The sequence below is a fragment of the Amycolatopsis sp. CA-230715 genome (assembly GCF_018736145.1).
Classification (GTDB): domain Bacteria; phylum Actinomycetota; class Actinomycetes; order Mycobacteriales; family Pseudonocardiaceae; genus Amycolatopsis.
Genome location: NZ_CP059997.1, coordinates 6,556,122 through 6,580,687, shown reverse-complemented (window position 1 = coordinate 6,580,687; position 24,566 = coordinate 6,556,122). Strand labels below are relative to the sequence as shown.

General features: G+C 69.0%; 25 protein-coding genes. 17 read left to right on the top strand and 8 right to left on the bottom strand.

Annotated features, from left to right (window positions below; translation table 11 throughout):
• Positions 1-49: 49 nt before the first annotated feature.
• A complete protein-coding gene (locus tag HUW46_RS31350; RefSeq protein ID WP_254125065.1) occupies positions 50-3,316 on the bottom strand; it encodes a GH92 family glycosyl hydrolase in 3,267 nt (1,088 codons plus the stop codon).
• 307 nt (positions 3,317-3,623) lie between these two features.
• On the opposite strand from HUW46_RS31350, the gene HUW46_RS31345 reads away from it, so the two are divergent.
• Genes HUW46_RS31345 through HUW46_RS31325 form a run of 5 tightly spaced genes read left to right on the top strand, consistent with a single transcriptional unit; the run spans position 3,624 to position 8,477 of the window.
• Positions 3,624-4,607: a LacI family DNA-binding transcriptional regulator gene (locus tag HUW46_RS31345; RefSeq protein WP_215542373.1), complete on the top strand. Its 984-nt coding sequence runs from the start codon at positions 3,624-3,626 to the stop codon at positions 4,605-4,607.
• Positions 4,604-5,641 (top strand): class I mannose-6-phosphate isomerase, encoded by a 1,038-nt coding sequence (locus tag HUW46_RS31340; protein ID WP_215542372.1) that lies wholly within the window; start codon positions 4,604-4,606, stop codon positions 5,639-5,641. The genes HUW46_RS31345 and HUW46_RS31340 overlap by 4 nt, the downstream gene beginning before the upstream one ends.
• On the top strand, positions 5,638-6,402 hold the full coding sequence (locus HUW46_RS31335) for an ATP-binding cassette domain-containing protein (RefSeq protein WP_215542371.1): 765 nt from the start codon (positions 5,638-5,640) through the stop codon (positions 6,400-6,402). Before HUW46_RS31340 ends, HUW46_RS31335 begins: the two co-directional genes overlap by 4 nt.
• Positions 6,403-6,404: 2 nt before the next feature.
• Positions 6,405-7,460: an ABC transporter permease gene (locus HUW46_RS31330; protein ID WP_215550220.1), complete on the top strand. Its 1,056-nt coding sequence runs from the start codon at positions 6,405-6,407 to the stop codon at positions 7,458-7,460.
• Between the two features lie 21 nt (positions 7,461-7,481).
• A complete protein-coding gene (locus HUW46_RS31325) occupies positions 7,482-8,477 on the top strand; it encodes an ABC transporter substrate-binding protein (RefSeq protein ID WP_215542370.1) in 996 nt (331 codons plus the stop codon).
• A 90-nt stretch (positions 8,478-8,567) separates the two neighbouring features.
• Here HUW46_RS31325 and HUW46_RS31320 read toward each other — a convergent pair whose 3' ends face one another.
• Complete coding sequence (locus tag HUW46_RS31320) at positions 8,568-9,914, bottom strand: DHA2 family efflux MFS transporter permease subunit (protein WP_215542369.1); 1,347 nt, start codon at positions 9,912-9,914, stop codon at positions 8,568-8,570.
• A 58-nt stretch (positions 9,915-9,972) separates the two neighbouring features.
• Here HUW46_RS31320 and HUW46_RS31315 point away from each other — a divergent pair, with 58 nt between their 5' ends.
• Entirely contained in the window at positions 9,973-10,575 is a 603-nt protein-coding gene (locus tag HUW46_RS31315) for a TetR/AcrR family transcriptional regulator (protein ID WP_215542368.1), read from the top strand.
• 64 nt (positions 10,576-10,639) lie between these two features.
• Here HUW46_RS31315 and HUW46_RS31310 read toward each other — a convergent pair whose 3' ends face one another.
• Both HUW46_RS31310 and HUW46_RS31305 read right to left on the bottom strand, forming a co-directional pair.
• Positions 10,640-10,759, bottom strand: coding sequence for a DUF397 domain-containing protein (locus tag HUW46_RS31310; protein WP_331477159.1), 120 nt, complete (start codon positions 10,757-10,759; stop codon positions 10,640-10,642).
• A 25-nt stretch (positions 10,760-10,784) separates the two neighbouring features.
• Positions 10,785-11,651: a helix-turn-helix domain-containing protein gene (locus tag HUW46_RS31305; protein ID WP_215542366.1), complete on the bottom strand. Its 867-nt coding sequence runs from the start codon at positions 11,649-11,651 to the stop codon at positions 10,785-10,787.
• Positions 11,652-11,767: 116 nt separating this feature from the next.
• On the opposite strand from HUW46_RS31305, the gene HUW46_RS31300 reads away from it, so the two are divergent.
• Together HUW46_RS31300 and HUW46_RS31295 are read left to right on the top strand one after the other, a co-directional pair.
• A complete protein-coding gene (locus tag HUW46_RS31300) occupies positions 11,768-12,073 on the top strand; it encodes a hypothetical protein (RefSeq protein ID WP_215542365.1) in 306 nt (101 codons plus the stop codon).
• A gap of 597 nt (positions 12,074-12,670) precedes the next feature.
• Entirely contained in the window at positions 12,671-13,069 is a 399-nt protein-coding gene (locus HUW46_RS31295; protein ID WP_215542364.1) for a hypothetical protein, read from the top strand.
• Between the two features lie 76 nt (positions 13,070-13,145).
• Here HUW46_RS31295 and HUW46_RS31290 read toward each other — a convergent pair whose 3' ends face one another.
• Together HUW46_RS31290 and HUW46_RS31285 are read right to left on the bottom strand one after the other, a co-directional pair.
• Entirely contained in the window at positions 13,146-13,841 is a 696-nt protein-coding gene (locus HUW46_RS31290; RefSeq protein ID WP_215542363.1) for a hypothetical protein, read from the bottom strand.
• Complete coding sequence (locus HUW46_RS31285) at positions 13,838-14,353, bottom strand: SigE family RNA polymerase sigma factor (RefSeq protein ID WP_215542362.1); 516 nt, start codon at positions 14,351-14,353, stop codon at positions 13,838-13,840. The genes HUW46_RS31290 and HUW46_RS31285 overlap by 4 nt, the downstream gene beginning before the upstream one ends.
• Positions 14,354-14,475: 122 nt before the next feature.
• On the opposite strand from HUW46_RS31285, the gene HUW46_RS31280 reads away from it, so the two are divergent.
• From HUW46_RS31280 to HUW46_RS31270, 3 genes are all read left to right on the top strand, one after another.
• Positions 14,476-15,006: a L,D-transpeptidase gene (locus HUW46_RS31280; protein ID WP_215542361.1), complete on the top strand. Its 531-nt coding sequence runs from the start codon at positions 14,476-14,478 to the stop codon at positions 15,004-15,006.
• Positions 15,007-15,045: 39 nt separating this feature from the next.
• Entirely contained in the window at positions 15,046-15,636 is a 591-nt protein-coding gene (locus tag HUW46_RS31275) for a hypothetical protein (protein WP_215542360.1), read from the top strand.
• 182 nt (positions 15,637-15,818) lie between these two features.
• Positions 15,819-16,331, top strand: a complete 513-nt coding sequence (locus HUW46_RS31270; protein ID WP_215542359.1) for a DUF4232 domain-containing protein — start codon at positions 15,819-15,821, stop codon at positions 16,329-16,331.
• A gap of 34 nt (positions 16,332-16,365) precedes the next feature.
• On the opposite strand, the gene HUW46_RS31265 is transcribed toward HUW46_RS31270, so the two are convergent.
• A complete protein-coding gene (locus tag HUW46_RS31265; protein WP_215542358.1) occupies positions 16,366-17,004 on the bottom strand; it encodes a hypothetical protein in 639 nt (212 codons plus the stop codon).
• A 106-nt stretch (positions 17,005-17,110) separates the two neighbouring features.
• Between HUW46_RS31265 and HUW46_RS31260 the strand changes: the two genes are divergently transcribed.
• From HUW46_RS31260 to HUW46_RS31235, 6 genes are all read left to right on the top strand, one after another.
• Positions 17,111-18,169 carry a sensor histidine kinase gene (locus HUW46_RS31260; RefSeq protein ID WP_215542357.1) on the top strand — a complete coding sequence of 353 codons (1,059 nt, stop codon included), beginning with the start codon at positions 17,111-17,113 and terminating at the stop codon, positions 18,167-18,169.
• Positions 18,166-18,924: a LytR/AlgR family response regulator transcription factor gene (locus HUW46_RS31255; RefSeq protein ID WP_215542356.1), complete on the top strand. Its 759-nt coding sequence runs from the start codon at positions 18,166-18,168 to the stop codon at positions 18,922-18,924. Before HUW46_RS31260 ends, HUW46_RS31255 begins: the two co-directional genes overlap by 4 nt.
• Entirely contained in the window at positions 18,921-19,268 is a 348-nt protein-coding gene (locus tag HUW46_RS31250; RefSeq protein WP_215542355.1) for a hypothetical protein, read from the top strand. Before HUW46_RS31255 ends, HUW46_RS31250 begins: the two co-directional genes overlap by 4 nt.
• 3 nt (positions 19,269-19,271) lie before the next feature.
• Complete coding sequence (locus HUW46_RS31245; RefSeq protein WP_215542354.1) at positions 19,272-21,014, top strand: sodium/solute symporter; 1,743 nt, start codon at positions 19,272-19,274, stop codon at positions 21,012-21,014.
• A 182-nt stretch (positions 21,015-21,196) separates the two neighbouring features.
• Positions 21,197-21,529: a DUF485 domain-containing protein gene (locus tag HUW46_RS31240; RefSeq protein WP_215542353.1), complete on the top strand. Its 333-nt coding sequence runs from the start codon at positions 21,197-21,199 to the stop codon at positions 21,527-21,529.
• Positions 21,526-23,139, top strand: coding sequence for a solute symporter family protein (locus HUW46_RS31235; RefSeq protein WP_215542352.1), 1,614 nt, complete (start codon positions 21,526-21,528; stop codon positions 23,137-23,139). The genes HUW46_RS31240 and HUW46_RS31235 overlap by 4 nt, the downstream gene beginning before the upstream one ends.
• A gap of 60 nt (positions 23,140-23,199) precedes the next feature.
• On the opposite strand, the gene HUW46_RS31230 is transcribed toward HUW46_RS31235, so the two are convergent.
• Positions 23,200-24,489, bottom strand: coding sequence for a YrhB domain-containing protein (locus HUW46_RS31230; RefSeq protein WP_254125063.1), 1,290 nt, complete (start codon positions 24,487-24,489; stop codon positions 23,200-23,202).
• Between the last annotated feature and the right edge of the window lie 77 nt (positions 24,490-24,566).

The following is a 24,566-nucleotide window of genomic DNA, read 5'->3' as shown; positions in this document are numbered from 1 at the left end:
GGGCATCTAGGTCCCGGAAAGTCACCTTCGGGGCGTTGGGTCCTGAAGGTCAGCCGATCGCGATGGCGAAGACGTGCAGTGCGCCGCCCGAGACCGAGGTCGGCAGGGTCACGCTCTGCACGGTTTTGCCCGCGGCCAGTGCGATCGGGGCCGTCGCGAACACGTGCGTCTTGATCTGCTGCGGCGAACCGCCGCCGGAGTTCCGGTACGGCGTGGTCACCGCGATCTTGTTGCCGAACGACGGCTGGTCGCCGCCACCGCCGAGCGTCCAGTCGGAGAACCCGATGTCCGCCTTGCCGGTGCTGCCGTCGGTGTAGGTGATGGTGACGCTGCCCGAGGCCTTGCCGTTCGTGCCGGAGCCGAGGAACGACAGCTTGCCGGAGCCGGACACGGTCACCGTCTGTCCACTCGCGACGACGTTGTCCGGCTCGCCGAGCGGGGTGCCCGGCCACTTGAACGCCAGCCCGTCGACCGTCACGGTGCCGCCGGGGTTGGCGCCCGCCGCGGCCAGCGCGTCGGCCGAGTAGCTCCAGCCGCCGCCATCGAAGTTCGCCGCCGCCGGTTTCGCGTCCGGTGAGATACCCGCGTTGTTGACCGCCGCGAGCCAGCTTCCCGGTTCCGCGACGAGCACGGTCAGCACCGCAGTCGTGGCGGGCTGCCCGGCCGCGGTGAAGGTCACCGGGATCTGGTGCGTGCCCTCCTTGGTACCGGGCGGAACCGTCACGGTGACGTCCGCGCGCGCCTTCGCACCCGCCGCGACTTCGATCTGCCCTGAAGAAGGCGCGACCGTGATTCCGTCCACAGTGGATGTACTGTACTTCCAGGTGCGCGCGGTGCCGGACAGGTCCTGCACGCCGACCGAAGCCTTGGCAGTGCTGCCCGCGGGCGCGACCACCCTCGCCGGATCCACAAAGGACAGGCTCGCGGTCTCACTCTCGTGGAAGGACGGTGGCGCGTCCGACGGCGCGCTTCCCCACTTCGTGTCCGGTGTGGACGAAAGTGTGTAGTCGAGCGTGCCACCCGACGAGATCAGCGCCTCCGGCAGCCACGGCTTCGAGTAGTCCTTTCCGTTGACCTTCAGCCCGGTGACGTACGGCGAACCGGTCGCCGCGCCCTTGCCGTTGATCGTGATCTTCTTGCCGAGCCCGGTGGTGATTACGGCCTTGGTGAACAGCGGTGAGTTGAGCACCATCTCGGCGCGGCCAGGAATCTCCGGGTACATGCCGAGCGCGGCCCACACGTACCACGAGGACATCTGGCCGAGGTCGTCGTTGCCGATCAGGCCCTCGGGGTTCGGGTTGTACAGCTCGTTCATCGCCCGCCGCGCGATCGACTGCGTCTTGTAGGGCGCGCCGGTGAAGTCGTATAGCCACGGGGTGTTCGCGTTGGGCTCGTTGCCGAGGAACGCGTACGGCTCCTTGGTGCCCGCGTTGAGCTTGGTGAAGAAAGTGTCCAAACGCGACGTCACGGCCTGGTTGCCGCCGAACGCCGTGGTGAGCCCGGCGACGTTGTACGGCACCATCCAGTCGTACTGCGCGCCGTTGCCCTCGACCCAGCCAGCCGAGCTCGCCGGGTCGTACGGCGACGAGAACGCACCGGAGGCCTGCCGCGGCTGGAGATGCGAGGTGGCCGGGTTGTACAGGTTCTGCCAGTTCTGGGCGCGCTTCATGAACGTCTGGTGCGTCGCGGAATCGCCGAGCCTGCGCGCGAGCTGCGCGATCGCGAAGTCCGCGCTGGTGTATTCGAGCGTGTCCGCACCGGCACCCGGCACGTACCCGAGCTTCATGTAGTCCTCAAGACCGGGGCGTTCGGTGTAGCCCTTCGTCGGCTGCGTCGCACCGCGCAACATCAGCAGTAGCGCCTTGTTCGCGTCGAAGTCACGCGCGCCGAAGGCGTACGCGGTCGAGACGATGATGTGGTACGGATCGCCGTTCATCACGCCGGTGTAGTCGTTCGCGACGGTCCAGCGGTCCCACGACCCGCCCTGTTCGGCGTAGGCGATCATCGACCGCGCGATGTCCGAGGTCTCCTTCGGCGCGAGCATCGCGAGGAGCTGGGTCTCCGAGCGGTAGATGTCCCAGCCGGAGAAGTTCGTGTACATCGCGTGGCCCTTTTCGGCGCTGTGCACGCGCCCGTCGAACCCGGTGTACTTCCCGTCCGCGTCGGAGAACACGTTCGGCTGGATCAGCGAGTGGTAGAGACCGGTGTAGAAGTTCCGGCGCTCCGCGTCGGTGCCACCGGCCACCTGGATCTGGTTGAACTTGTCGTTCCACGCCTTGCGCGCCCCCGCGGCGACGGCGTCGAAGGAGCGCTTGGTGTTCTCCGCCTTCAGGTTCGCCTTCGCGCCGTCGACGGACACAAAGGACAGTCCTACTTGGACGTTGACCTCGGCGCCGTTGAGGTTGTCGAACGTCACGAAGCCGCCGCTGCCCGGCCCGCTGACCGTGGTGTCGGTCGGCTTGAGCGATTCGGCGCGCGCCGTGTTCGCGCTCGGCTTGGCGACCTTCGCCGCCGCACCACCGGTTTCGGTGTTCTTTCCCGGGGTCACCGCGCCGTTCTTCCAGGTGCCGATCGAGGCGAACGGGGTGTCGAACTTCGCGTGGAAGTACACGCGGTAGCTCGAATCGCTTCCGCAGAACTTCCCGCTGGTCGCCCAGCCGCTGATGCTGTCCTTGCCGATGCTGATCTGCGCGTCCTGCGTGCCCATCACCGAGCCGGAGGTGTTGACGAGCAGCGTCGACGGCGCGCCAGCCGGGTAGGTGAAGCGCCCGGAGCCGGTGCGCTGGGTGGCGGCGAGGTCGACGCCGACGCCGCTGTCGAACTTCACCGAGTACTTGCCGGGGGTCGCCTGCTCGTTGGCGTGCGAGAACGACGCGGTGTAGCGGGACGGGTCGGTCGCGGGCGAGGTGGTGACCTCACCGGCGAACGGCATGAACGGGATGTCCTCGTAGGTGGAGCAGCCCGCGCCGGAAAGGTGCGTGAGGCTGAACCCCTTGAGCCGGTTGTCGTCGTAGAAGTAGCCGCCGTGCTGCGCCTTCACCGTGTCGGGGCTCCACTGGACCATGCCGAACGGCGCCACCGCGCCGGGGAAGGTGTTCCCCGCGCCCCCGCCGGTGCCGTGGTCCTCGCCGCCGGGCCTTGTCCCGACGAACGGGTTCACGAACTTCGCTAAATCACCCTGTGCCAGGTCGCCCCCGACGACGTCCGGTGCCGCGACCGCGGGCACGGCCGCGACCGCCGAACCCGCCATCACCACCGCCGCCGCGAGTAGCGCGCCCGCCCGCGTTCTGGACAGCTTCAAAGCCATCTCAGCCATCGCCTCTCTGCAGTTCGGCGCGAACAGGTCACCGGACGAGCCCCCGAGATCGACGCTGACAACCTTGTCGCGCACATCGCTGATGCGGGCCACCTTGGGCAGCGGGTAACCGGTAGGTCAAGGGTGCGGTGGGAGCCTGTCCGATTCCGGACAGTGAGGTCAACCGGATGCCGTAACGGTTCGCACCGGAAAATCCCCCGAGTCGCGAATCGGGCATTGACAGGCCGCCCGTCCGTGGCGTTCAATCTGCCGCACTATGACAACGTTGTCGCCTGACGGCAGGAAGCCGGCCAGCAGGCGCGCCACGATGAGTGACGTGGCGCGGCTCGCCGGCGTCAGCATCAAGACGGTGTCGCGCGTGGTGAACGACGAGCCCGCCGTGCACCCGGACACCGCCGAGCGCGTGATCGCGGCGATCGAGCAGCTCGGGTTCCGGCGCAACCTCGGTGCCCGCAACCTGCGCCGCGGCTCGACCACCGGCACGATCGGCCTGATCGTGGAGGACGTCGGCAACCCGTTCTATTCGGAGCTCACGCGCGCGGTGGAGAAGATCGCGACCTCCTACGGCCGCCAGGTGCTCACCGGTTCGTCCGACGAGACGCGCGAGCGGGAACGCGAGCTGGCGCTCGAGTTCTGCGCGCGCCGGGTCGACGGCATCCTGGTGGTCCCGGCCGGGATGCAGCACGGGTACCTGGTGCCCGAGATGCGCGCGGGTACGCCGGTGGTGTTCATCGACCGCCCTGCTGGCGACATCGTGGCCGACACCGTGCTGGTCGACAACATCGGCGGCACCGTGCAGGCGGTCACGCACCTCGTCTCGCGAGGTCATCGCCGCGTCGCCTTCCTCGCGGACAGCCCGGACATCTACACCGCCGCCGAGCGCCTGCGCGGCTTCCGCGAGGGCTGCGCCCGCGCCGGGATCGGCTACGACGAACGGCTCGTCGTGATGCGCACGCCGACGCCGGACAGCGTCGCCGACGCGGTGAAGACCCTGCTCGCCGGGCCCGATCCGGCGACCGCCGTGGTCGCGGGGAACAACCGGGTCGCGGTCCACCTGCTGCGCGCGCTCGCGCACGCCGAGCGCCGCCCCGCGATGATCAGCTTCGACGACTTCGAGCTGGCCGATCTGCTCGATCCCCCGGTCAGCGTCATCGCCCACGACGTGGGCGCGCTCGGCGAAGCGGCCGCCGAGCTGCTGTTCGCCCGCATCCAAGGAGATCAGTCCGCACCGAGAAAGGTTGTTCTGCCCGTGCATCTCGTAGCCCGCGGTTCCGGGGAGGTGGCTCCGTGACGGGGCCTCGTGAACCGGTCCGGCTTCCCGCCAACCAGCCGCCGCAGTTCTACCGCGGCGGCGACGCCATCGCGGCACTGCGCGGAGCGTCCTCATCGGAGAAGAAGTTCGGCCCGGAGGACTGGGTCGGCTCCACCACCACGCTGTTCGGCCAGGACACCAACGGGCTCACGCGCCTGCCGTCGGGCGAATGGCTGCGCGACGCCGTCCGCGCCGCGCCGGAGTCCTGGCTCGGCGCCAAGCACGTCGCCGCGTTCGCCGACTCCACCGGGCTGCTGGTGAAGCTGCTGGACGCGGGCCAGCGCCTGCCGGTGCACTTCCACCCGTCGAACTCGTTCGCGCGCGAGCACTTCGACTCGCACTTCGGCAAGTCCGAGGCGTGGATCGTGATCGGCACCTACGGCGACGACCCGAGGGTGTACCCGGGCTTCCGCGAGACGGTGGCCGAAAAGACCGTGCAGGACTGGGTTCGCGACCAGGACACCGGCGCCATGCTCGGTGCGCTGAACAGCGTCGCGGTGTCGCCGGGTGACACCGTGTACATCCCGTCCGGCCTGCCGCACGCGATCGGCGAAGGCGTGTTCGTCGTCGAGCTGCAGCAGCCGACGGACTTCTCGCTGACCATCGAGTGGCGGAACTTCCTCGACAGCCCCGAAAAGGGGCACCTCGGGCTCGGCTTCGACACCGCTCTTCGCGCGCTCGACACGTCCGGCTGGGACGAAGACCGCCTCGGCGGGATCGTGAAGCGCACCGCTGGCGACTCTTCGTCCACTGTGGACTTGCTCGCGGCTGGCTCGGAGGAGTTCTTCCGCGCCGACCAGCTCCGCCCGGACGGCCCGCTCGCGCTCGACCCGTCGTTCGCGGTGCTCGTCGTGCTCGAAGGCAGCGGCACGCTCCGCACCGAGCACGGCGGCGAAACCGCACTGTCCAAGGGCGACACCTTCGTGGTGCCGCACGCGGCGGGGCAGGCCGAGCTTTCCGGCGATCTGACGGTGATCCGCTGCCGCCCGCCCGCTCCCGAAAGGAGCTCGTGATGACGATCCTGCTCGACGCGCGGAACCTGACCAAGCGCTACGGCTCGGTCGAGGCGCTGCGCGGCGCGTCCTTCCAGGCCCGCGCCGGTGAAGTGACCGCGCTGATCGGCGACAACGGTGCCGGGAAGTCCACTTTGGTCAAATGCCTGTCCGGTGCGGAGCAGCCGACCTCGGGCGACATCGTGCTGGACGGGGAAAAGGTCACGCTCGAATCCCCGACCGTCGCGCGCGAACTCGGTATCGAGACCGTGTACCAGGACCTCGCGGTGGCACCCGAACTGGACCCGGCCGCGAACCTGTTCCTCGGCAGGGAAATCCACCGCAAGGGCATCCTCGGCAAGCTCGGCATGATCGACAAGGCGGAGATGCGACGGCAGGCCGTCGAGCACTTCAAGCGGCTCGGCGTGACGCTGCAGAGCACCGAGGTGCCGATCGGCTCGCTGTCCGGCGGGCAGCGCCAGAGCGTGGCCGTGGTCAGGTCGGTGACCTGGGCCAGCAAGGTGGTGTTCATGGACGAGCCCACCGCCGCGCTCGGCGTCGTGCAGACCGAGCGCGTGCTCGACGTGATCAAGAAGGTCCGCGACGAGGGCATCGCCGTGGTGCTCATCAGCCACAGCATGCCCGAGGTGCTTTCGGTCGCCGACCGCGTCGAGGTGCTGCGCCTCGGCAAGCGCGTCGCGCGGTTCGAAGCCAAGGACGCCACGCTCGAAGACCTGGTGGCCGCGATGACGGGCGCATTGACGCAAGAGGAGGCGGCGTGACGATGGCGACCAAGCCGTCCGGCTCCGTACAGTCCGAAGTAGACGGTACGGGGGGATTCGAAAAGCGGCCGCTCGGCGCGAGGCTGGTCTCGGCGAACACGTTCTGGATCGCGCTGGTGCTGCTCGCGCTGGTCATCGTGTTCACCGCGCTGCGGCCGGCCGAGTTCGCGACCCTGTTCACCTTCCAGACCCTGCTCATCGAGACCTCGGTGCTGCTGGTGCTCTCGGTGGGCATGACGTTCGTGATCATCACCTCCGGGATCGACCTGTCGGTCGGCTCGGTGCTGATCTTCGCGGGCATGGTGGCTGGCAAGACGATGGAAGCGCTGAGCCCGAACGGCCAGGCGACCGGCGCGGGCTGGGGCGTGATCACGGTCGGGCTGATCGCCGCCGTGGTCGCGGGCACGTTGTGGGGCCTGCTCAACGGGTTCCTGATCGCGGTGGCGAAGATCCCGCCGCTGATCGTCACGCTCGGCACCATGGGTGCCGCGCTCGGTGCCGCGTACCTGCTGAACAACGGCTCGGACGTGCGCAGCGTGCCGACCGCGCTGAACAAGTCGCTGGGCTACGGGACTTCGCTCGGCGGGGTGCCGAACCTGGTGCTGGTGGCCGTGGTGATCACGCTGATCGGCGCGTGGCTGCTGCACACCACCAAGTTCGGCCGCTACACCTACGCCGTCGGCTCCAACGCCGAAGCCGCGCGGCGCTCCGGGATCGGGGTCACCTCGCACCTGCTCAAGGTGTACCTGCTGACCGGGTTCCTGGCCGGCGTCGCCGGTTTCATGTCGCTGGCCTACTACGCGTCGACTACGATTTCGGCGCACACCACCGACAACCTGAACGCCATCGCCGCCACGGTGATGGGCGGGACGAGCCTGTTCGGTGGCGTCGGATCCGTGCTGGGCACGGTGATCGGCGTGTTCATCCCGGCGGTGTTGAAGAAGGGCTTCAACATCACGCAGGTGCAGGACTTCTGGCAGATGATCGCGGTCGGCGCGGTCCTCATCGCCGCGGTCTGGTTCGACCAGCGCCGCCGCCGTCAGCGCAATTCACGATAACTAGCACGAAGAGGTGCAGAGATGAAGTTGAGCAAGTCCTTGTTCGCCGCGGGCTCCGCGTTCGCGGTCGCCGCGCTCGTCGCCGCGTGCGGTGGTGGCCAGGTCGGCGGTTCCGGTGACGGCGGCGCCGCGTCCACTCCGGACAACAAGAAGCTCACCCTGATCCCCGGTGTGCAGGCGGAGCCGTTCTACATCTCGATGCAGTGCGGCGCGCAGGCCGAGGCGCAGAAGCTCGGGTACACATTGGACACGCAGGCGCCGCAGAAGTTCGACGCGGCCATGCAGACCGAAAAGGTCAACGCGCTCGGCTCCGCGCCGCCTGCCGGGCTGCTGATCGCGCCGACCGACGACACCGCGATGCAGGCGCCGATCGAGCAGGTGAAGAACCGCGGCACCAAGATCGTCGAGGTGGACACGTCGCTGAAGGACACCGGCGTCGCGGTCTCGTCGATCTCGTCGAACAACGCCGAGGGCGGCAAGCTCGCGGCCCAGACGCTGGCGAAGCTGGTCGGCGACAAGAAGGGCTCGGTGCTGGTGCTCGACACCATCGCGGGCACGTCGACCACGAACGCCCGCGCGCAGGGTTTCGCGGACGAGCTGAAGAACCACCCGAACCTGAAGTCGGTCGGCGCGCAGTTCACCCAGAACGAGCCGGACCAGGCCGCGTCGAAGGTGACCGCCGCGCTGGCGTCCACTCCGGACCTGATCGGGATCTTCGCGACCAACCTCAACACCGGTGAGGGCGCCGCGACCGGCCTGCGCAACGCGGGCAAGGTCGGGCAGGTCAACCTGATCGGCTTCGACGCCTCGCCGTCGGAGGTCGAGGGCCTGCGCAAGGGCGAGTACCAGGGCCTGATCGCGCAGGACCCGGCGTCGATCGGCCAGCAGGGCGTGCAGCAGGCCGTCGCCGCGATCACCGGCAAGCCGACCACGCGGAACATCACCGCCGGGCTGCACTCGATCACGAAGGCCGACATGGATGCGAACCAGCAGTTCTTCTACAAGCAGCAATGTTGAGCCTAGTGCCCCGAAAGTGACTCTCGGGGCACTGGATTCGATGTGAGAGAAGCGAAAGGGTCCCGGCGCCAGTTCGGCTCCGGGACCCTTTCACGCTCGCACCTCGCCCGCCATCTTCCCGGGGAGCAGCAGTGACGCGACGAAGGCGGCGGCGGTGAACCCCAGCAGCCAGGTGAACGCGTCGCCGAACCCGCTCGCGACAACGACCGTGGCCAGCAGTGCGGTGCCGAGCGAACCACCGATCTGGTTGAGGATGTAGATCGCGGCGGTCGCGCGTGGCGCTTGGTCGGGGGTGACCGTGCGGTAGATCGAGGCGAGCAGCGGCGCGACGACCGCGGTCAGTGCGACCCCTCGGACGAACAGGACGCAGGCGAGCCAGACCTCGCTGGTCCCCTCGTCGAGCACCATGTACGGCACCGTGGTCAGCGCCAGCAACGCGAGCGCGAGCGGGACCAGGCGGCGTGGCGGGATGCGGTCGGCGAGCCGCCCCGCGAGCGGCATGCCCAGCATGCCCCCGATTCCCTGTGGTGCGAGGAGAAGCCCCGCGACCATGGCGTCGTGACCGCGTACGGTCTGCGCGTAGAGCGGCAACAGGAACATCGTGCCGAACACGACCACGCCGACGAGCAGCATCGCCACGGCGGTCGCGGCGAAACCGCGTGACGCGAACATGCGCGGATCGAGCAAGGGCGCGGTCCGGGCCAACAGGGCGTGGGCGACGTAGGCCGCGAGCAACGCGATCCCCACCACCAGTGCCACCGGTTCCCGTTGGGCCAGCGCGATGACGAGTGCGGCGAAACCGGATGCGAGCAGCACCAGACCGGCCAGGTCGAGCCGTGCCGTGGCGCCGCGCGGCGAGTCGCGCGGCACGTACCGGAGAGCGAGCAGCATCGCGACGACGCCGACCGGGACGTTGACCAGGAACAGCCAGCGCCAGCCGAGCTGGTCGAGGAGAAGCCCGCCGAGCACCGGCCCCGCCGCGGGCGCGAGCATCAGCGGCACCGAGATCAAACCCATCATGCGCCCCACCCGGCGCGGTCCGGCCGCCGCGGCGACGACCACTTGGGTCACCGGCTCCAGCATGCCGCCCCCGAACCCTTGCAGCACCCGGAATCCGACCAGGCTTCCGGTCGACCACGAACAGCCCGCGGCCAGCGAGCCGATGGTGAACAGCCCGGCCGCGACGAGCCACACCACGCGCCCGCCGAACCGGTCCACGGCCCACCCGCTGACCGGGATCGCCACCGACACGGCGAGCAGGTACCCGGTGATCGCCCACTGGGCCGTGCCGAGCGGCACCCGGAACTCGGTGGCCAGCGAGTCGAGGCCGACGTTGACGATCGTCGCGTCCAGCAACGCCATGAACGCGCCCAGCACGAGAACCGCGCCGAGCCTGAGGAGGGGCAGGTCCACCCGCTCCGACGTATTTGCACTCATGAGTGCAAATTAACCTCTGCGGTATACTTTGACAAGCGATCGGCGAGAGAGGGGAACCGTGCCTGGGCGACCACGGAAGCGAGCGGCGATCCTGCGCGCGGCCGCGGAGGTGTTCCTGCGCGAGGGGTACGAACGCGCCAGCGTCGACGAGATCGCGGCGCTGGCCGACGTGGCCAAGCGCACCGTCTACAACCACCTCGCGGACAAGGAGGCGCTGTTCCTCGCCGCGTTCGAGGAAGCGTTCGACCGGGTCAACGCGGACATGCTGGCCGCACTCGACGAATTCCCCGACGACCCCGGCGATTTCGAGCACGATCTGGTCGTCTTCGGGCGAAAGCTGGCCGGTTGCCACCTCGATCCCGAAGTGACGGCGCTGCGCCAGCTGATGAGCACCGAAGCCACCCGTCACCCGGAACTCGTGTCGAGCTGGCGCGAGCGCGGGCCGGGGCGTGTCGTCGCATTGCTCGCGCGGCGCCTGGAGAAGCTGACCGCGCTCCGCATCGACGATCCGGTGCGCGCCGCCCACCACTTCATGGCCTTGAGCACGTACGAGGTGCAGTTCCGCGCGGCGGACGCGCGGAAGCCGTCCGCCAAACAGTTCGACGCCGCGGTCGGCGATGGGGTCAAGGCATTCCTGCGCGCCTACGATCACCACGCGTAGCACCGCCGGAAAAGCGGGAAGGGCCCGGAACCGTGACGGTTCAGGGCCCTTCCCTCCCGGCAGGCTAGTTGGCCAGTGCGTCCACGAAGGCGGACCAAGCCTCCGGCTCGACGTCAAGCCGCCCGCCCGCGCGGTCCTTCGTGTCGCGCACGCCGACGGCCGTGCGGGCCGTGGCCACCTCCACGCAGTTGTTCTGCGGGCCGCTGTAGCTACTCTTTCGCCACCTTGCTTCGTTCATTCCCTCGTCCCGTCTCCGCCTCGCGCGCGATGCGCTCGATCAAACGGACGCTGTCTCGCGCACCGAGCGCGCTCGCGGTGGCCGTCTCGAATACACCATCGAGTGTAGCTACGACACTGTCTTCATCCACGAGATGACCACCCACGGCGTACTCCTGGTAGGCCGCGGGTGGCGAGACTTCCGGATCGAAGCGCAGCAAGTGGAACGACCCGCTCATGCTGGGATGCAACCCGGCAGAGAACGGCAGGATGCGAAGATCGACATTGGGTTTCCGCGACATCGTGATCAAGTGCCGGAGCTGTTCCGCCCCGCCGTCCGGGATCACCGCGGCACGGCGTATCGCCGACTCCGACATGGTCACGCGGAGTTTCACGGGAGCCGCCTTGGTCAGGATGCTCTGCCGCCGGATGCGCGCATCGACCATCTTGTTGACCGCTTCGGTTTCAAGTTGCTCGTGGATCGCACGGGCGTACTCCCTGGTTTGGAGTAGCGCGGTGACCGATTCCAGTTCGAAGACGCGGATCTCGGTCGCCTCGTTCTCCATGCCGACGTACGCCTGGAGCCACACCGGTAAGCCGTAAGTCGCCCACCAGCCGCGTTGCGCGCCTTCGCGCCGCAGCTCTTCGAGCGGTTCGTAGACCTCGGGCTCGGCGCCGTAGAGGTCGAGGAGCACCTTCAACTCGGCCTTCCGCGCCGCGTTCCGGCCGGACTCGATGTGCCGGATCTTCGCCGCCGAGCAGCCGAGTTCGTCCGCGGCCCGCTGGTCGGAGATCTTCGCGGCGGTGCGGAGCGCGTTCAGCTCCTTGCCGAGCTTGCGCAACCGGAGTGTCTGAGGCATGGACCGATCGTACCGCGCCTGACGAGCATGTTCATCTCGAACTTGCAAAGTGTATCGATACGTTTTATGGTCGTAGCCACACAGACACAGCCGGTAAGTGAGCGGAGGCGACACCGATGGCGTGGGGTCGCAGCGGTGACGGGCACATCGACCATCCAGAGATCGACAAGGGCATCGACAAGGGCGAGGACATGGGCAACGGGACGCGGCTCCCCATCGTCGGCGGGGTCCGGCACTGGCCGCGGCGGCCGGGGATCTACTACCCCGGCGAGATCGTGCAGACGCTGTGCGGGATGACCTACAAGCTGCCCACCGAAAAGAAGAAGCGAAACCGGAACACCGAAGACTGCTACAGCTGCCACGCGTGCCGGGACATCCTCGAGGACATCGAAGCGATCATCCGAGAGCGCGCGTCGGCGTGACCAGACGTCAGGCGGGGTGAAGGGTCGTTCCCTCGTCCCCTTCGCCCCGCCTGGCCCCCGGCCCGGCGGGAGCCAGCGGAAAAACGAGGTCTTATTTCGCCGCGGGGCAGCGAAAACAGGCGCCATTCGACATTCGTTCACCGTCCGGGCGTACCGCGCGAAACGGGCAACGCCTTGCCGCGGCTAACCAACTACGCTTATACTGTGTGAGTCTTACACAATAAGCATTGGGGGATCGAACGACCGAGACAACACCGTCGCCCAGGCGAAAGATGTGCGCCTGAGCGAAATTCTGCTTCGATGAGCGGTTGAGCCAGCGCTGGGAGTCGACCCGGCAGCACCCTGGGGTTACAAACCCCAGGGATTACACGACACTGGGCTTACACGCTCGTCCAGCGACTGGGGATGGCAGACCACTGGTCTGCGGTGACCGATCGTCAATCGGCTCATTCGGGCAGAACTGCCCTTGCTCTCCGAAACCGCGACCACACTCCCGTGGTTTTTCGGACCGCGCGGACTGCGAAATCGCAATAAAAGCGTCGGTAAGCGGGTTCGGCAGCAGTGCGATGCACTCGACAAGATTGATGGTGTCAAACAATGAATGGTAAGCGAGCGAGCGTGATCGTCGGCGTCAGTGCGGCCGTGCTGGCCCTCACCAGCCCTCTGGCTGGTGCGACGACGCACCCTTCGAACGTCTTTTCGCCGAAGGGCCAGATGGATTCGACGACCTTCGCCGGGCGGACGATCTCCGTGCTGCGCAGCGCGACCGACGGAACTTACGCGCTGGCGATTTCGAACGGGCAGCCCGGGGACAACGTGTACGCCGACGCCTCGGGCCAGGGGCTGCCGGTGGAGAACTCCGCGGTGTCGATCCCGCCGGGCCAGACCTCCGCGCTCAGCGGCCAGTTCACCTTGCCGGTGTTCTACCCCAGCGTGAGGGGGAACCTCGCCGACTCGACGAAGATCCCGACCTGGGCACCCAAGTGGGAAGGCTGAGGCGCAGCGCGCTGCCGTGATGTCGTAGTGGCCACCGCGGCGGCATCGGATGCCGTCGCGGCGGCCTGCGCGGAAGTCAGCCCACGGTGAGATCACCGGCGGAGTCGTAGGCTTCGAGCCGGTGGTTCGGGACCTGCGCGGGACCGATGCCGGGCGAGAACCAGAAGAGCACGATGGTCGGCACGGCCTCCCACTGCTCGGTCTTCGCGTCCTGGTACTTGCCGTCCGCGGTCGCCTGGATCGACCGCACACCAGGCTTTTTCCTCATGCTGCCCACGAAGTAGCCGCAGGAGAGCCCGTTCGTCTCGATCCGGTGGAATCCGGGCGTCAGGTCGATCGGCACCATGTGGTCCCGCGTCAGCGGTCCGCGCATGACCTTCCTGCCCACCGAGATGAAGTATCCGGCGGGGAACCCGCGGTCGCCCGCCCCCGGACGAACCTCGTGCACGAACGACATCGCGATCGGCCAGCCGTCCGGGGTGGCGGCGTCGGTCCAGAAGGTCTTCGCCTCTTCGTAGACCGGGGCGTCCGGCTGCTTGGCGACCGAGAGCGCCGGGCCGCCGTTGTCGACGGGCTCCCGGAGCAGCGTGACGGTGCTGATGCCGACCAGCGCCGCGGCGGTCAGCGCGACCGCGCCGGTGCCGACGGCGATCCGCCGCCGTCGCCGGATCCGGCGGCCGTCGGCCATGATCTTCGCCAGGTCCGGTGGCCGGAACCCGTCTTCGGGTTCGGTTTCGGCCATCGCCGACTTCAGCTCTTCGAGGTCGGTCATGACAGCTCTCCAACGTTCTTGCGGGAAACCGGTTCCGGCGTGACGAGCACGCGGAGCTTCGCCAGCGCGCGATGGTTCGTGCGCTTGACGGTGCCGAGGGTGACCTTCAGCTCGCGGGCGACCTCCGCCTCGGGCAGGTCGAAGTAGTGCCGCAGCACGACGACCGCGCGCTCGCGGCCGGTGAGCCCGGAGAGCATCTCCATCAGCCACACGTTCTGCGTCACCTCCCGTGACACGTCGCCGTTCGCGGGGAGATCGGGCGGCTCCTCGGTGACGTACTCCCTCAGCGGGCGGCGCCACTGGTCGATCACGTGGTTCGCGAGCACCTTCCGCGTGTAGGCGTAGGCGTCGGAGTGACGCACCCTCGCCCACGCCGCATACGTGCGCGTCAACGCTGTCTGCACAGCGTCCTCGGCGCGGTGCCGATCACCGGTCAGCAGGTACGCGGCGTGCAGCAGCTTCGGCGAGGCCGAATGCACGAACTCCGCGAACTTGTCATCACCCCTGGTCATCTCCGCCCTTTCCCCACAGACCCATACGAGCCGATGCCGGGAAAGGTTGACAAGGAAACCGGTCAACTTTTCACCCGGCCTCCCCCGTCTTCATCCCCACACAGGTGAGGACAGGGGTGTTCATGAAGAAGGCGGTATCCGGCGCGATGGCGGCACTGGCGTTCACGACGTCCTGCGCGGCGGCACCTCCCGAGGTCCGCATGCCGCCGAAGGTGGCTCCTGCGCCCGTCGCGGCGCCGATCACCACCAGCGCGGCGCCGATCACCACCAGCGCGGCGCCGGTCACCACCTCCCGGCCCGCCCCGCCACCGTGCGGGCGGACGGCGGCCGCGTGCGTGAGCCTGTCGCAGCTCAAGGCGTGGCTCGTGCGCGACGGGAAGGTGGCGCGCGGCCCGGTGCCGATCAAACCCGGTTCGGTAGCCGAGCCGACACCGGTCGGCGTGTTCCGCGTCGCCTGGAAGAACCGCCACCAGACGAGCAACGAGTTCGGGACGCCGATGCCCAACTCGGTGTTCTTCGCCGCGGGCGGTATCGCGTTCCACGAAGGCAGCCTCGACACACCCTCGCACGGCTGCGTGCACTTGTCCTCTGTGGACTCGGCGGCGTTCTTCGACGGCCTCGGCAAGGGCGACGTGGTCGAGGTCGTCCCCTGAACCGGGACCGCTCCCGGACAAAGTGCCTACCGTGGCCGGATGCTGAACGGTCTCTTGCTCACCGGCGGGGTTCTCCTCGGCGCGGCGGCGCTGGCGCCTTGGCTGCGCTCGACCGAGTTCGTGCGATCGTTCCGGCACCGGCGCGGTCCGGTCGGCGATCTTCCCCGCATCCACCTGGCGCATCTGGACGAAGCCCTCTCCCGCGGGAGTGCCTATCCCGGCAGGTACGTCGTCGTGGTCTGGCGGCTGTACCCGATCGAAGTGCGGCGCCCACTGGACGAACCGGTCGTGCGCGAGGTGGCCTGCCCGTACTGCGGCGAAGAGGTGCCGTGCACCATCCGCGCCGCGCAGTCGACCCGGCGACGGCGGACGTCCTGCCTGGTGGTCGCCGCGGCCGCCTCCGTCACGTGCGTCTTCCTCGCCGGGTGGGGACTGATCGACTTCGATCCCGACAACGGCCCGCGAATCATGACCACGGTGTTCGGGATGGTCGGCGCGCTCGTGGTCGGCGCGTTCAGCATGGACCTCTGGTGGATTGAGGACGGGGTGTCGCTGCACGGCCGGTCGCTTCTGCGCGCGCTCCTGCGAACGCGGTACAGCAGCCACTCGCTCCGGGTCGCGCCCGCCTGACCGAGTCCGTCCCTCACCCGTGCCGACGCACGACGGGCGCACGGGTTGCTTTCTTGTTGTCTAGACCACGATCGGGTGTAACTCCGCAGCGTGACGGGCACTTTTGCCATGACAGGGGGTTACGCGGTTCGCCGCCATCCGGCAAATCGCCAACCTCGAAGTCGACTACAGGGAGACCGATCATGAGCAAGAAGAACGCCGGGTTCGCCATCGCCGCGGTGCTGGGCGCCGCGCTGACCACCGTCTCTCTCAGCACCGGGTCCGCTTCGGCCATGCCGTCCGAAGGCTGCGACGCCAGCCAGCTCACCACCACGATCGTGCCCGGTTCCCCCGGCGCGGGCCAGCGCTACGCCGAGGTCCAGTTCACCGCGAAGGACGGCCAGTACTGCCAGCTCAAGGGCAGCGTCCCGGTGACGCTCGACGGCGCGCCCGGGGTGACCGTGGAGCCCGAGGCGGGCCAGCCGGACCAGGTCGTCCACCTCCGGCCGGGCACCTCGGCGCACGAGCTGCTGCACTGGAGCGCGATCGAGGCGCGCGGCGACCAGGCGACGCCGTCCGCGCTGACCGTGCACACGCCGGGCACCCAGGCCCAGACGGTGACGCTGCCGTGGCAGTTCGGCGCTCTCGACGCTTCGGCGGACGCGCACACCCTGCGCGTCGGCACCGTCCAAGAAGGACCCGCCGACGCCGCGTGACCCGGGGACGGCCACCGGCGAAAACCGGTGGCCGTCAAGCCATCGCGGTGATCAGGGCCCAGTAGCCGCCGCCGCCCAGTACCGCGCCGAGCACGACTCCGCCGAGGATTTCGCGCGCGGTGTGGTCGCCGACCTCGACCCGCGACCAGCACACCCACGCGACCGGAAGCGCCAGCGGGACGAGCGCGAGCCAGTGCCCGATGGCGAGGATGATCGCGGCGCCGGAGGCCACCGCGGCGTGCATGGACACCTTGAACCGCAGGCCGAACGTGATCGCGATGCTGCCGAGCAGCGACGCGAGCATCGCGATCGACAGCGCGAGCATCTGGTAGGGCGCGCCACCGAAGAACATCAGCAGGAAACCGGCGGCGAGCGAAGCCAACCCGGTGGCGAACGGCACCAACCGGCCCGCGCGGTCGGTCACGTGGTGGGTCTGCCACCGGCCCGCCTTCGCACCCCGCACGATCACCGCCATCGGGATGAGCGATCCGGTCACGCCCACCACGGATCCCCACAGCAGCGCCCGGCCGGGGTCGTGCCCGGTGACGTCCCAGGCGAGCAACAGCGGCAGCGCCAGCACGAGCACCCACGGGGCGAGGAGTTCGGTGCCCAGCCGGGCGAAACGGTAGCGAATCGGAACGGCGTCGTTATTGGCATCGGTGGTCGCGGCCATGGCTTCTCCCCCAGCGTCAAGCGGGATTACCCGTCGTGGAACCGTCAGGCTTTAGTATCGGTCCTCGCCCCTGACCGCGCTCGAAGCAGACGATGGGATTCCGCCCATGCCGGTACCCGCACTTCGTCAGCGCGGCGGCGCACCGGCGCGGACCGACCCGGCGCCGGTGCTCGCCGCGGCCCGCAAGATCACCGAAGACCTCAAGGACGGGCTCGGCGGCGGCAGCACGCGCCGGGCCGCGCACGGACTCCGGCGGCTGTTCACACTGGACGGTGTCGGCCTCACCGATCTGTCCGGCCAGCTCACCTGGTCCGGCAGGCCCGCCGACGACACGCGCACCGCGGCGCTCGTCGACAAGGCACTGCACACCGAAGCGCCAGCCGGGCGCGCGCCGCTGCTCGCGGTTCCCCTGCACGCGCACGACGAACTGGTCGGCGCGCTCGTGCTCGCGGGCGACATCGGCGCGGCGGCCGTGCGCGAGGCCGCCGATCTCGTCATCCAGGCGTTGGAGCGCGGCACCCTGGAAGCGTCTGCTGAACACGCCGCGGCGGCCGAACTCCGCGCGCTGCGGGCGGAGATCTCGCCGCACTTCGTCTACAACGCACTGACCGTCATCGCTTCGCTCGTGCGGTCCGATCCGGACCGCGCCCGCGATCTCATGCTGGACTTCGCCGACTACACGCGGTACAGCTTGGCGCGCCACGGTGAGTACACCATGGTCGCCGAGGAGTTCCGCGCGGTGGAAACGTACCTCGCGCTGCAACGGGCCGTGCTCGGTGACCGGCTGCGCGTGCAGATCAGGGTGGCGCCGGAGATCCTCGCGGTCGCGGTGCCCTACCTGGTGCTGGAGCCGCTGGTGGAGAACGCGGTGCGGCACGGGGTCGAGCCGCGGTCGGGCACCGGGACCGTGCAGGTGCACGGCGAGGCGGAAGGGAACGACTGCGTGATCAGCGTGGAGGACGACGGGGAGGGCATGGATCCCGAACGGGCGCAGGCGATCCTCGCCGGGCGCTCCGGCTCCGACCGCGTCGGACTGGCTAATGTGGACAGACGGCTCCGCAGCGTGTACGGGGCGTGGTACGGGCTGGTGGTGGAAACCGCGGCAGGCGCGGGGACCAGGGTCGTGGTCAGGGTGCCGAGGTTCCAGCCGGGGGTGCTGCCGTGACCGGGTTGCGAGTGCTCGCCGTCGACGACGTCCCGCCCGCGCTCGACGAGCTGTGCCGCCTGCTCGCCGAGGCGGCGGAAGTAGCCGAAGTGGAAGCGGCGGGCGACGCGGTGAGCGCGTTGAAGATGATCCAAGCTGACCCGTTCGACGCGGTGTTCCTCGACATCTCGATGCCGGGGCTCGACGGCCTCGAACTCGCTTCGCTGCTGGCGAAGCTGAGCCGTCCGCCGGTGATCGTGTTCGTCACCGCGCACGACGGGCACGCCGTCGCCGCGTACGGCATCGGCGCGGTCGACTACCTGCTCAAGCCGGTGCGCGCGGAACGGCTCGCCGCCGCACTGTCCAAAGTGGTCAAAATGGCGGCCGCGCAGGAACCGGAAGCGGCGCCGCCGGACGCGATGGCCGCGCTGCCGGTGGAAAGCGGTGGCCGCACCCGCTACGTCCGCCGCGCCGACGTGCGGTTCGTCGAGGCGCACGGCGACTACGTCCGGCTGCACACCGAAAGCGGTGTCCACGTGGTCCGCATGCCACTGTCGCGATTGGAGGAGTACTGGGAGGGCCACGGCTTCCTGCGCGTGCACCGAGGTTTCCTGGTCGCGATCGGGGCCGTCGCGGAGCTGCGCAGCGATTCCGTCGGCGGGCTGCTCGCGCACACCGACGCCGGTGACGTACCGGTGAGCCGCCGCCACGCGCGCGAACTCCGCGAACGGCTCCTGCACGCGGCGCAGCACGGCGAACTCGGCAGCGCGCCGTGACCCGGATCAAACGCGTCGCCGTGACGAGCCCGCAGACCCGGCTCGCCCATTCGCGACGCCGAGCACCGGGCCGTTGGCGTGTGCCCACCCTCGAACCCGCCGACGCCGAACGCGCCGCCAGGCTGTACCGCGAGCAGCGCCGCCGCGCGCTGCCCGCCGTCGCGCTGATGTTCGCGCTCCTGCTGGTGCTGACCGTCGCGTTCACCGTCGCACCCGGCCTGGATTCGGTGCGGGTGCTGGGAATCCCGCTGTCCTGGCTGATGCTGGCCGCGGTGCCGTACCCGGCGATGGCCTGGCTCGCGCGCTGGCAGCTCCGCCGGGCCGAACGCGCCGAACGGGAGTAGCCGGTGGCCGCCGTCCTTTCGGTCGCCCCGGTGGTGCTGATGACGCTGCTCATCGGGCTGCGCGGGGTCGCGGCGATGCGGACCACTTCGGACTTCCTCGTCGCCTCGCGCCGGGTGTCGCCGCTGCTGAACTCGGCCGCGGTCTCGGGCGAATACCTTTCCGCCGCTTCGTTCCTCGGTGTTTCGGGCCTGATGGTGAAGGACGGCGTCGGCGCGCTCTGGTACCCCGTCGGGTTCACCGCCGGGTACATCGCCATGCTCGCGCTCGTCGCCGCGCCGATGCGGCGGTCTGGCGCGTTGACCGTGCCGGACTTCGCCGAGGCGAGGCTGGCTTCCCCCGCGCTGCGCCGGATCGCCGCGGTGGTGGTGCTCGTGATCGGCACGCTGTACCTCGTCCCGCAGTTCCGCACCGCGGGCCTGGTGCTCAGCGCGGTCGGCGGCACGCCCTACTGGGTCGGCGTGGTGATCGCCGGTACCGCGGTCAGCGTGACGCTCGCGCTCGGCGGCATGCGCGCGGCCACCTACGTGCAGGCGTTCCAGTTCGCGCTCAAGCTGGTGCTGTTCATCGTGCCCGCGATCTGGTTGCTGGTGCAGGCTGGCGCGGAGAACCGGCACGCGGCGCTGCACCCCGTGGAATTCACCCATTTCTCGCACGAAACCACGGTGTCGTTCGAAGTCGCGGTGACACTGGAAATCACCGCGCCGACCGCGACGAAGGCGCCGGACGGCTCGGTGCGCGTACTGCCACCGGGCGATCTCGTGATGCCGGGCGGGCAGCGCCTGGTGTTCCTGCCCGGCACCGCCGTGCCAGGCGTGCGCGGCGACGCCCCGCTCGGCAGCACCGACTGGCAGCGCCCACTGCTCGACCTCGACGGCGCCGGGCATCCGCTGCTCGGCACGTGGGCCGTGCTGCTCGCGACGATGCTCGGCACGATGGGGCTGCCGCACGTGCTCATGCGGTTCCACACCAGTCCCGACGGGCGCGCCGCGCGCCGGACGGCCGCGATCACGGTGGGACTGCTGGGAATCTTCTACCTGTTCCCCGGTATCTACGGGCTGCTCGGGCGGGTGCTCGCGCCGGAGCTGTACCTGTCCGGGGCCACGGACACCGTCGTCGTCGCGCTTCCGTCCCGTGTGGACAGTGGATGGACGGGCACGCTGTTCACCTCGTTGCTGACCGCGGGCGCGTTCGCGGCCTTCCTCGCCACCTCACTCGGCCTGCTGCTCGTGGTGTCCGGCGCGATCGCGCACGACCTGCTGCGCGGCGGCCTGCGGCAGCTCCGGTTCACCGTGGTGCTCGCCGCCGCGGTCATGGTGCTGCTCGCGCTCCCGTCCACGCGGCTGGACGCGGGTGTGCTGGTGACCTGGGGTTTCACCGTGGCCGCGTCGACGTTCTGCCCGCTGCTGGTGCTCGGCATCTGGTGGCAGAAGCTGACCGCGGCCGGGGCGATTTCCGGTGTGCTCGCGGGATTGCTGTCGTCGTCGGGGTCGATCGTGACCGCGTTGTTCGAGCCGCCGCTGGACGGCTGGCTCGCGATACTGGTGGCGCAGCCCGCGCCGTGGTCGGTGCCGCTGGCCTTCGCGATCATGATCGTGGTGTCGCTGCGCGGGCGGCCGCCGTCGTGGTCGACGGCCGCGATGCTCCGCCTGCACCTCGACGAACGCCCGCCGCGCGACGTCCATTCGACCTCCGCTGGGCACCGTTCGTCGACCGTTCGTCGCATCGCACGACGTTTGAACCGCTGAACCTTCCTGTCGATCACCCGCCTCCCTACGGTGATGCCCCACACACGGATCGCAACGATGCGAGGAGGCTCGCTTGTCATGAGCGGTGACGACCGCAGGGAGGAATCGCTCCAGACAACACAGCGCACTTGTGCCTCATGGGCGTTGTCCCGAATCGAGGAACGAGAGAAGGGAGAACGCCCATGAGCACGGAAGCGGAAGTGCCCGCGACCGACTGGGAACGCGTGCAGGAAAGCGCCGAATTCGTGGAGTTGCGTCGTCGGTTGCGGGTGTTCGTGTTCCCGATGACGGTGGTGTTCGTGGTGTGGTATTTGGCGTATGTGTTGCTGGCGGATTACGCGCATGGGTTCATGGCGACGAAGTTGTTCGGGAATGTGACGGTGGGGTTGGTTTTCGGGTTGTTGCAGTTCGTGTCGACGTTCGTGATCACGGGTTTGTACGTGCGGTACGCGAATCGGAAGCTGGACCCGGTCGCGGACACGATCCGTGCTGATCTGGAAGGAGAGGCCCGATGAGTCACACCGTGCTGGCGGCGGGGGTGGCGGGGTCGAACCCGACGCTGAACATCGCCATTTTCGCGGCGTTCGTCGCGATCACCCTGGTGATCGTGTTCCGCGCCTCCCGTAACACCAAGACCGCGTCGGACTACTACGCCGCGGGGCGGGCGTTCACCGGCCCGCAGAACGGCATCGCGATCTCCGGCGACTACCTCTCGGCCGCGTCGTTCCTGGGCATCGCGGGGGCGATCGCGATCAACGGCTACGACGGGTTCCTGTACTCGATCGGGTTCCTCGTCGCCTGGCTCGTCGCGTTGTTGTTGGTGGCGGAGTTGTTGCGGAACACCGGCAAGTTCACCATGGGCGACGTGCTGGCGTTCCGCATGCGCCAACGCCCCGTCCGCGCCGCCGCCGCGATCTCCACCCTCGCCGTGTCGTTCTTCTACCTGCTCGCCCAGATGGCCGGCGCGGGGGGCCTGGTCAACCTGCTGCTCGGCGTCACCGGCGCCACCGGGCAGGCCGTGGTGATCGCCGTGGTCGGCGTCATCATGATCATCTACGTGCTCATCGGCGGCATGAAGGGCACCACCTGGGTCCAGATCATCAAAGCCGCCCTGCTCATCATCGGCGCCTTCGCCATGACCCTCTGGGTGCTGGGCAAATACGGGTTCAACCTCTCCACCCTGTTCCAGCACGCCATGGACCAGCCCAAGAGCAAAGGCCAGGCCCTGCTCTCCCCGGGGGCGCAGTACGGCAAGACCGGCACCAGCAAACTCGACTTCCTCTCCCTCGGCATCGCGTTGGTGCTCGGCACGGCGGGGTTGCCGCACGTGCTGATGCGCTTCTACACCGTGCCCACCGCCCGCGACGCCCGCCGCTCCGTCGTCTGGGCGATCGGGTTGATCGGCGTGTTCTACCTGTTCACCCTCGTCCTCGGCTACGGCGCCGGCGCCCTCGTCGGGCCCACCACGATCAACAACGCCCCCGGCGGCGTCAACTCCGCCGCCCCACTGCTGGCCCAAGCACTCGGGGGCCCGGTTCTGTTGGGGTTCATCGCCGCGGTCGCCTTCGCCACCATCCTCGCCGTCGTCGCCGGGCTGACCATCACCGCATCCGCCAGCTTCGCGCACGACGTGTACGCCAACGTCATCAAACGCGGCAAAACCGACTCGAAGGCCGAAGTGCGGGTCGCCCGCTACACCGCTCTGGTGATCGGCGCGGTCGCGATCATCGGCGGCATCCTGGCCAAAGACCAGAACGTCGCCTTCCTCGTCGCCCTCGCCTTCGCCGTCGCCGCCTCCGCGAACCTGCCCACCATCCTCTACTCGCTGTTCTGGAAACGGTTCAACACCCAAGGCGCCCTCTGGTCCATCTACGGCGGACTCGGCATCACCATCATCCTCATCGTGTTCTCCCCCGCCGTCTCCGGCGGCACCAAACCCATGATCAAAGGCGTCGACTTCCACTGGTTCCCCCTGGAAAACCCCGGCATCGTCTCCATCCCCCTCTCCTTCCTCCTCGGCGCCGCCGGAACCCTCCTGTCCAAAGAACACAACAAAGCCAAATACGCCGAAATGGAAGTCCGCGCCCTCACCGGAGCCGGAGCCGAAAAAGCCACCCCCCACTAACCACAACGACCAGCGCCCCGGACCTCGCGAAGAGGTCCGGGGCACTTTCACGCGCGGGGGTCAGCCGATTTGGATGGTCCGCAACTCCAGCGGATTCGGGTCGAGGAGTGGTTCCCCGTCCGGCGCCAGTGGGTCCACCACTCTCGGACCCTCGTCACCGGTCACGGCCCACAGCAGTTGTCCCACGGATTCCCGGCCCCGGACGTCCTTGCGCCGCACCCAAACCAGGGTGCGCGTCCGCACCGGGAATTCCTGGACCTCGTCCAGCACTCCCGCCCAGGTCCGATGGGCACTCACGCTCCGCGCCCCGCCGAGTTCGGCCAGCATCGGGGCGTACCACGCGGCCGTTCCCGGATCGGGCCGCGGCGGGAGGCCCGGCACCCTGGCATCCCAGTCTTTCAGCCAGGTCCACGGATCCCGGTTCGGCAAGCCGAACGGCGCCTGCCCGGCCGCCTTGGGCACGACCAGCGCGGCGTCCACCATCTGCTCCCGCCAATCGCCGGTTTCCGCGAAGCGCTTGGTGGTGACCGCGAACAACCACCCTCGCGCGAGTTCGTCTTCCGGGCCAGGGGAAACCAGCTGAACGTCCTCGTCGTAAGCGTCGCCAAGCCATCGCTCGGCCTTCTCCACGGCGGCGGAAAGATCGACGGCGGCCATGTCCCACGGGATCACGAGTTCGGCCACCTTCGAACCCGGCCCACCGGCGAACCTCGCGACCACGAGTTCGTCGGCCAGCTCGTCGCCGGTGTCGGCCGGTGAACCGCGTTGAGCGTCAAGGAAGATCACGCCGTCTTCTCCGTACTCCGCGTACAGCAGGTGACCGGTCAGCTCCCGCCCCGCCAGACGGCGGCGCAGCCACACCACGGCCCTGGCGCCCCGCCCGCCCTCGGCGATCGTCTTCGCCGCCTGGTCCCAGCCCGCGCAGGTGGTGATCTCCGCGCCGGGGAAGTGCGCCCCGATCATCCGGTCCCACCAGCCCGGCGTCTCGTCGTCCGGGTGCCACGGCATCGCGCAGGCCGGGCGTTCGGCGAGGACCGCATCGGCCGTCACGACGCAGTTCCTCGCGTTCAAACGCCACCGGAGGGCATCGGCCCCGCCGCCGAGGTTGAGGTCTTCGTCGAGCGGGTCGGCGTTGGCGACCGCGAACGGAGCCGAACCGTCGCGCGGCACGCAGACGGTCGCGGCGAGCATCGGCTCGGCGTCGTCCAGGTAGCCGCAGCCGAACAGCACCATCCGGTGCCCGACGTGCACCGGCTCGACGTCGCGCAGCACGACCCGATCACCGTAGGTGCGGCGCAACCACGCGCGAGCGCGTTCCGCTTCCGCGAGCATTCCGATCCGCGCGGTCATGGGTTCTCCTGACTGATCGACGCGGTGACCATTCACCACTACCACCGCGGCACCGGGCGCCGAGGCTCGTCTTCCTC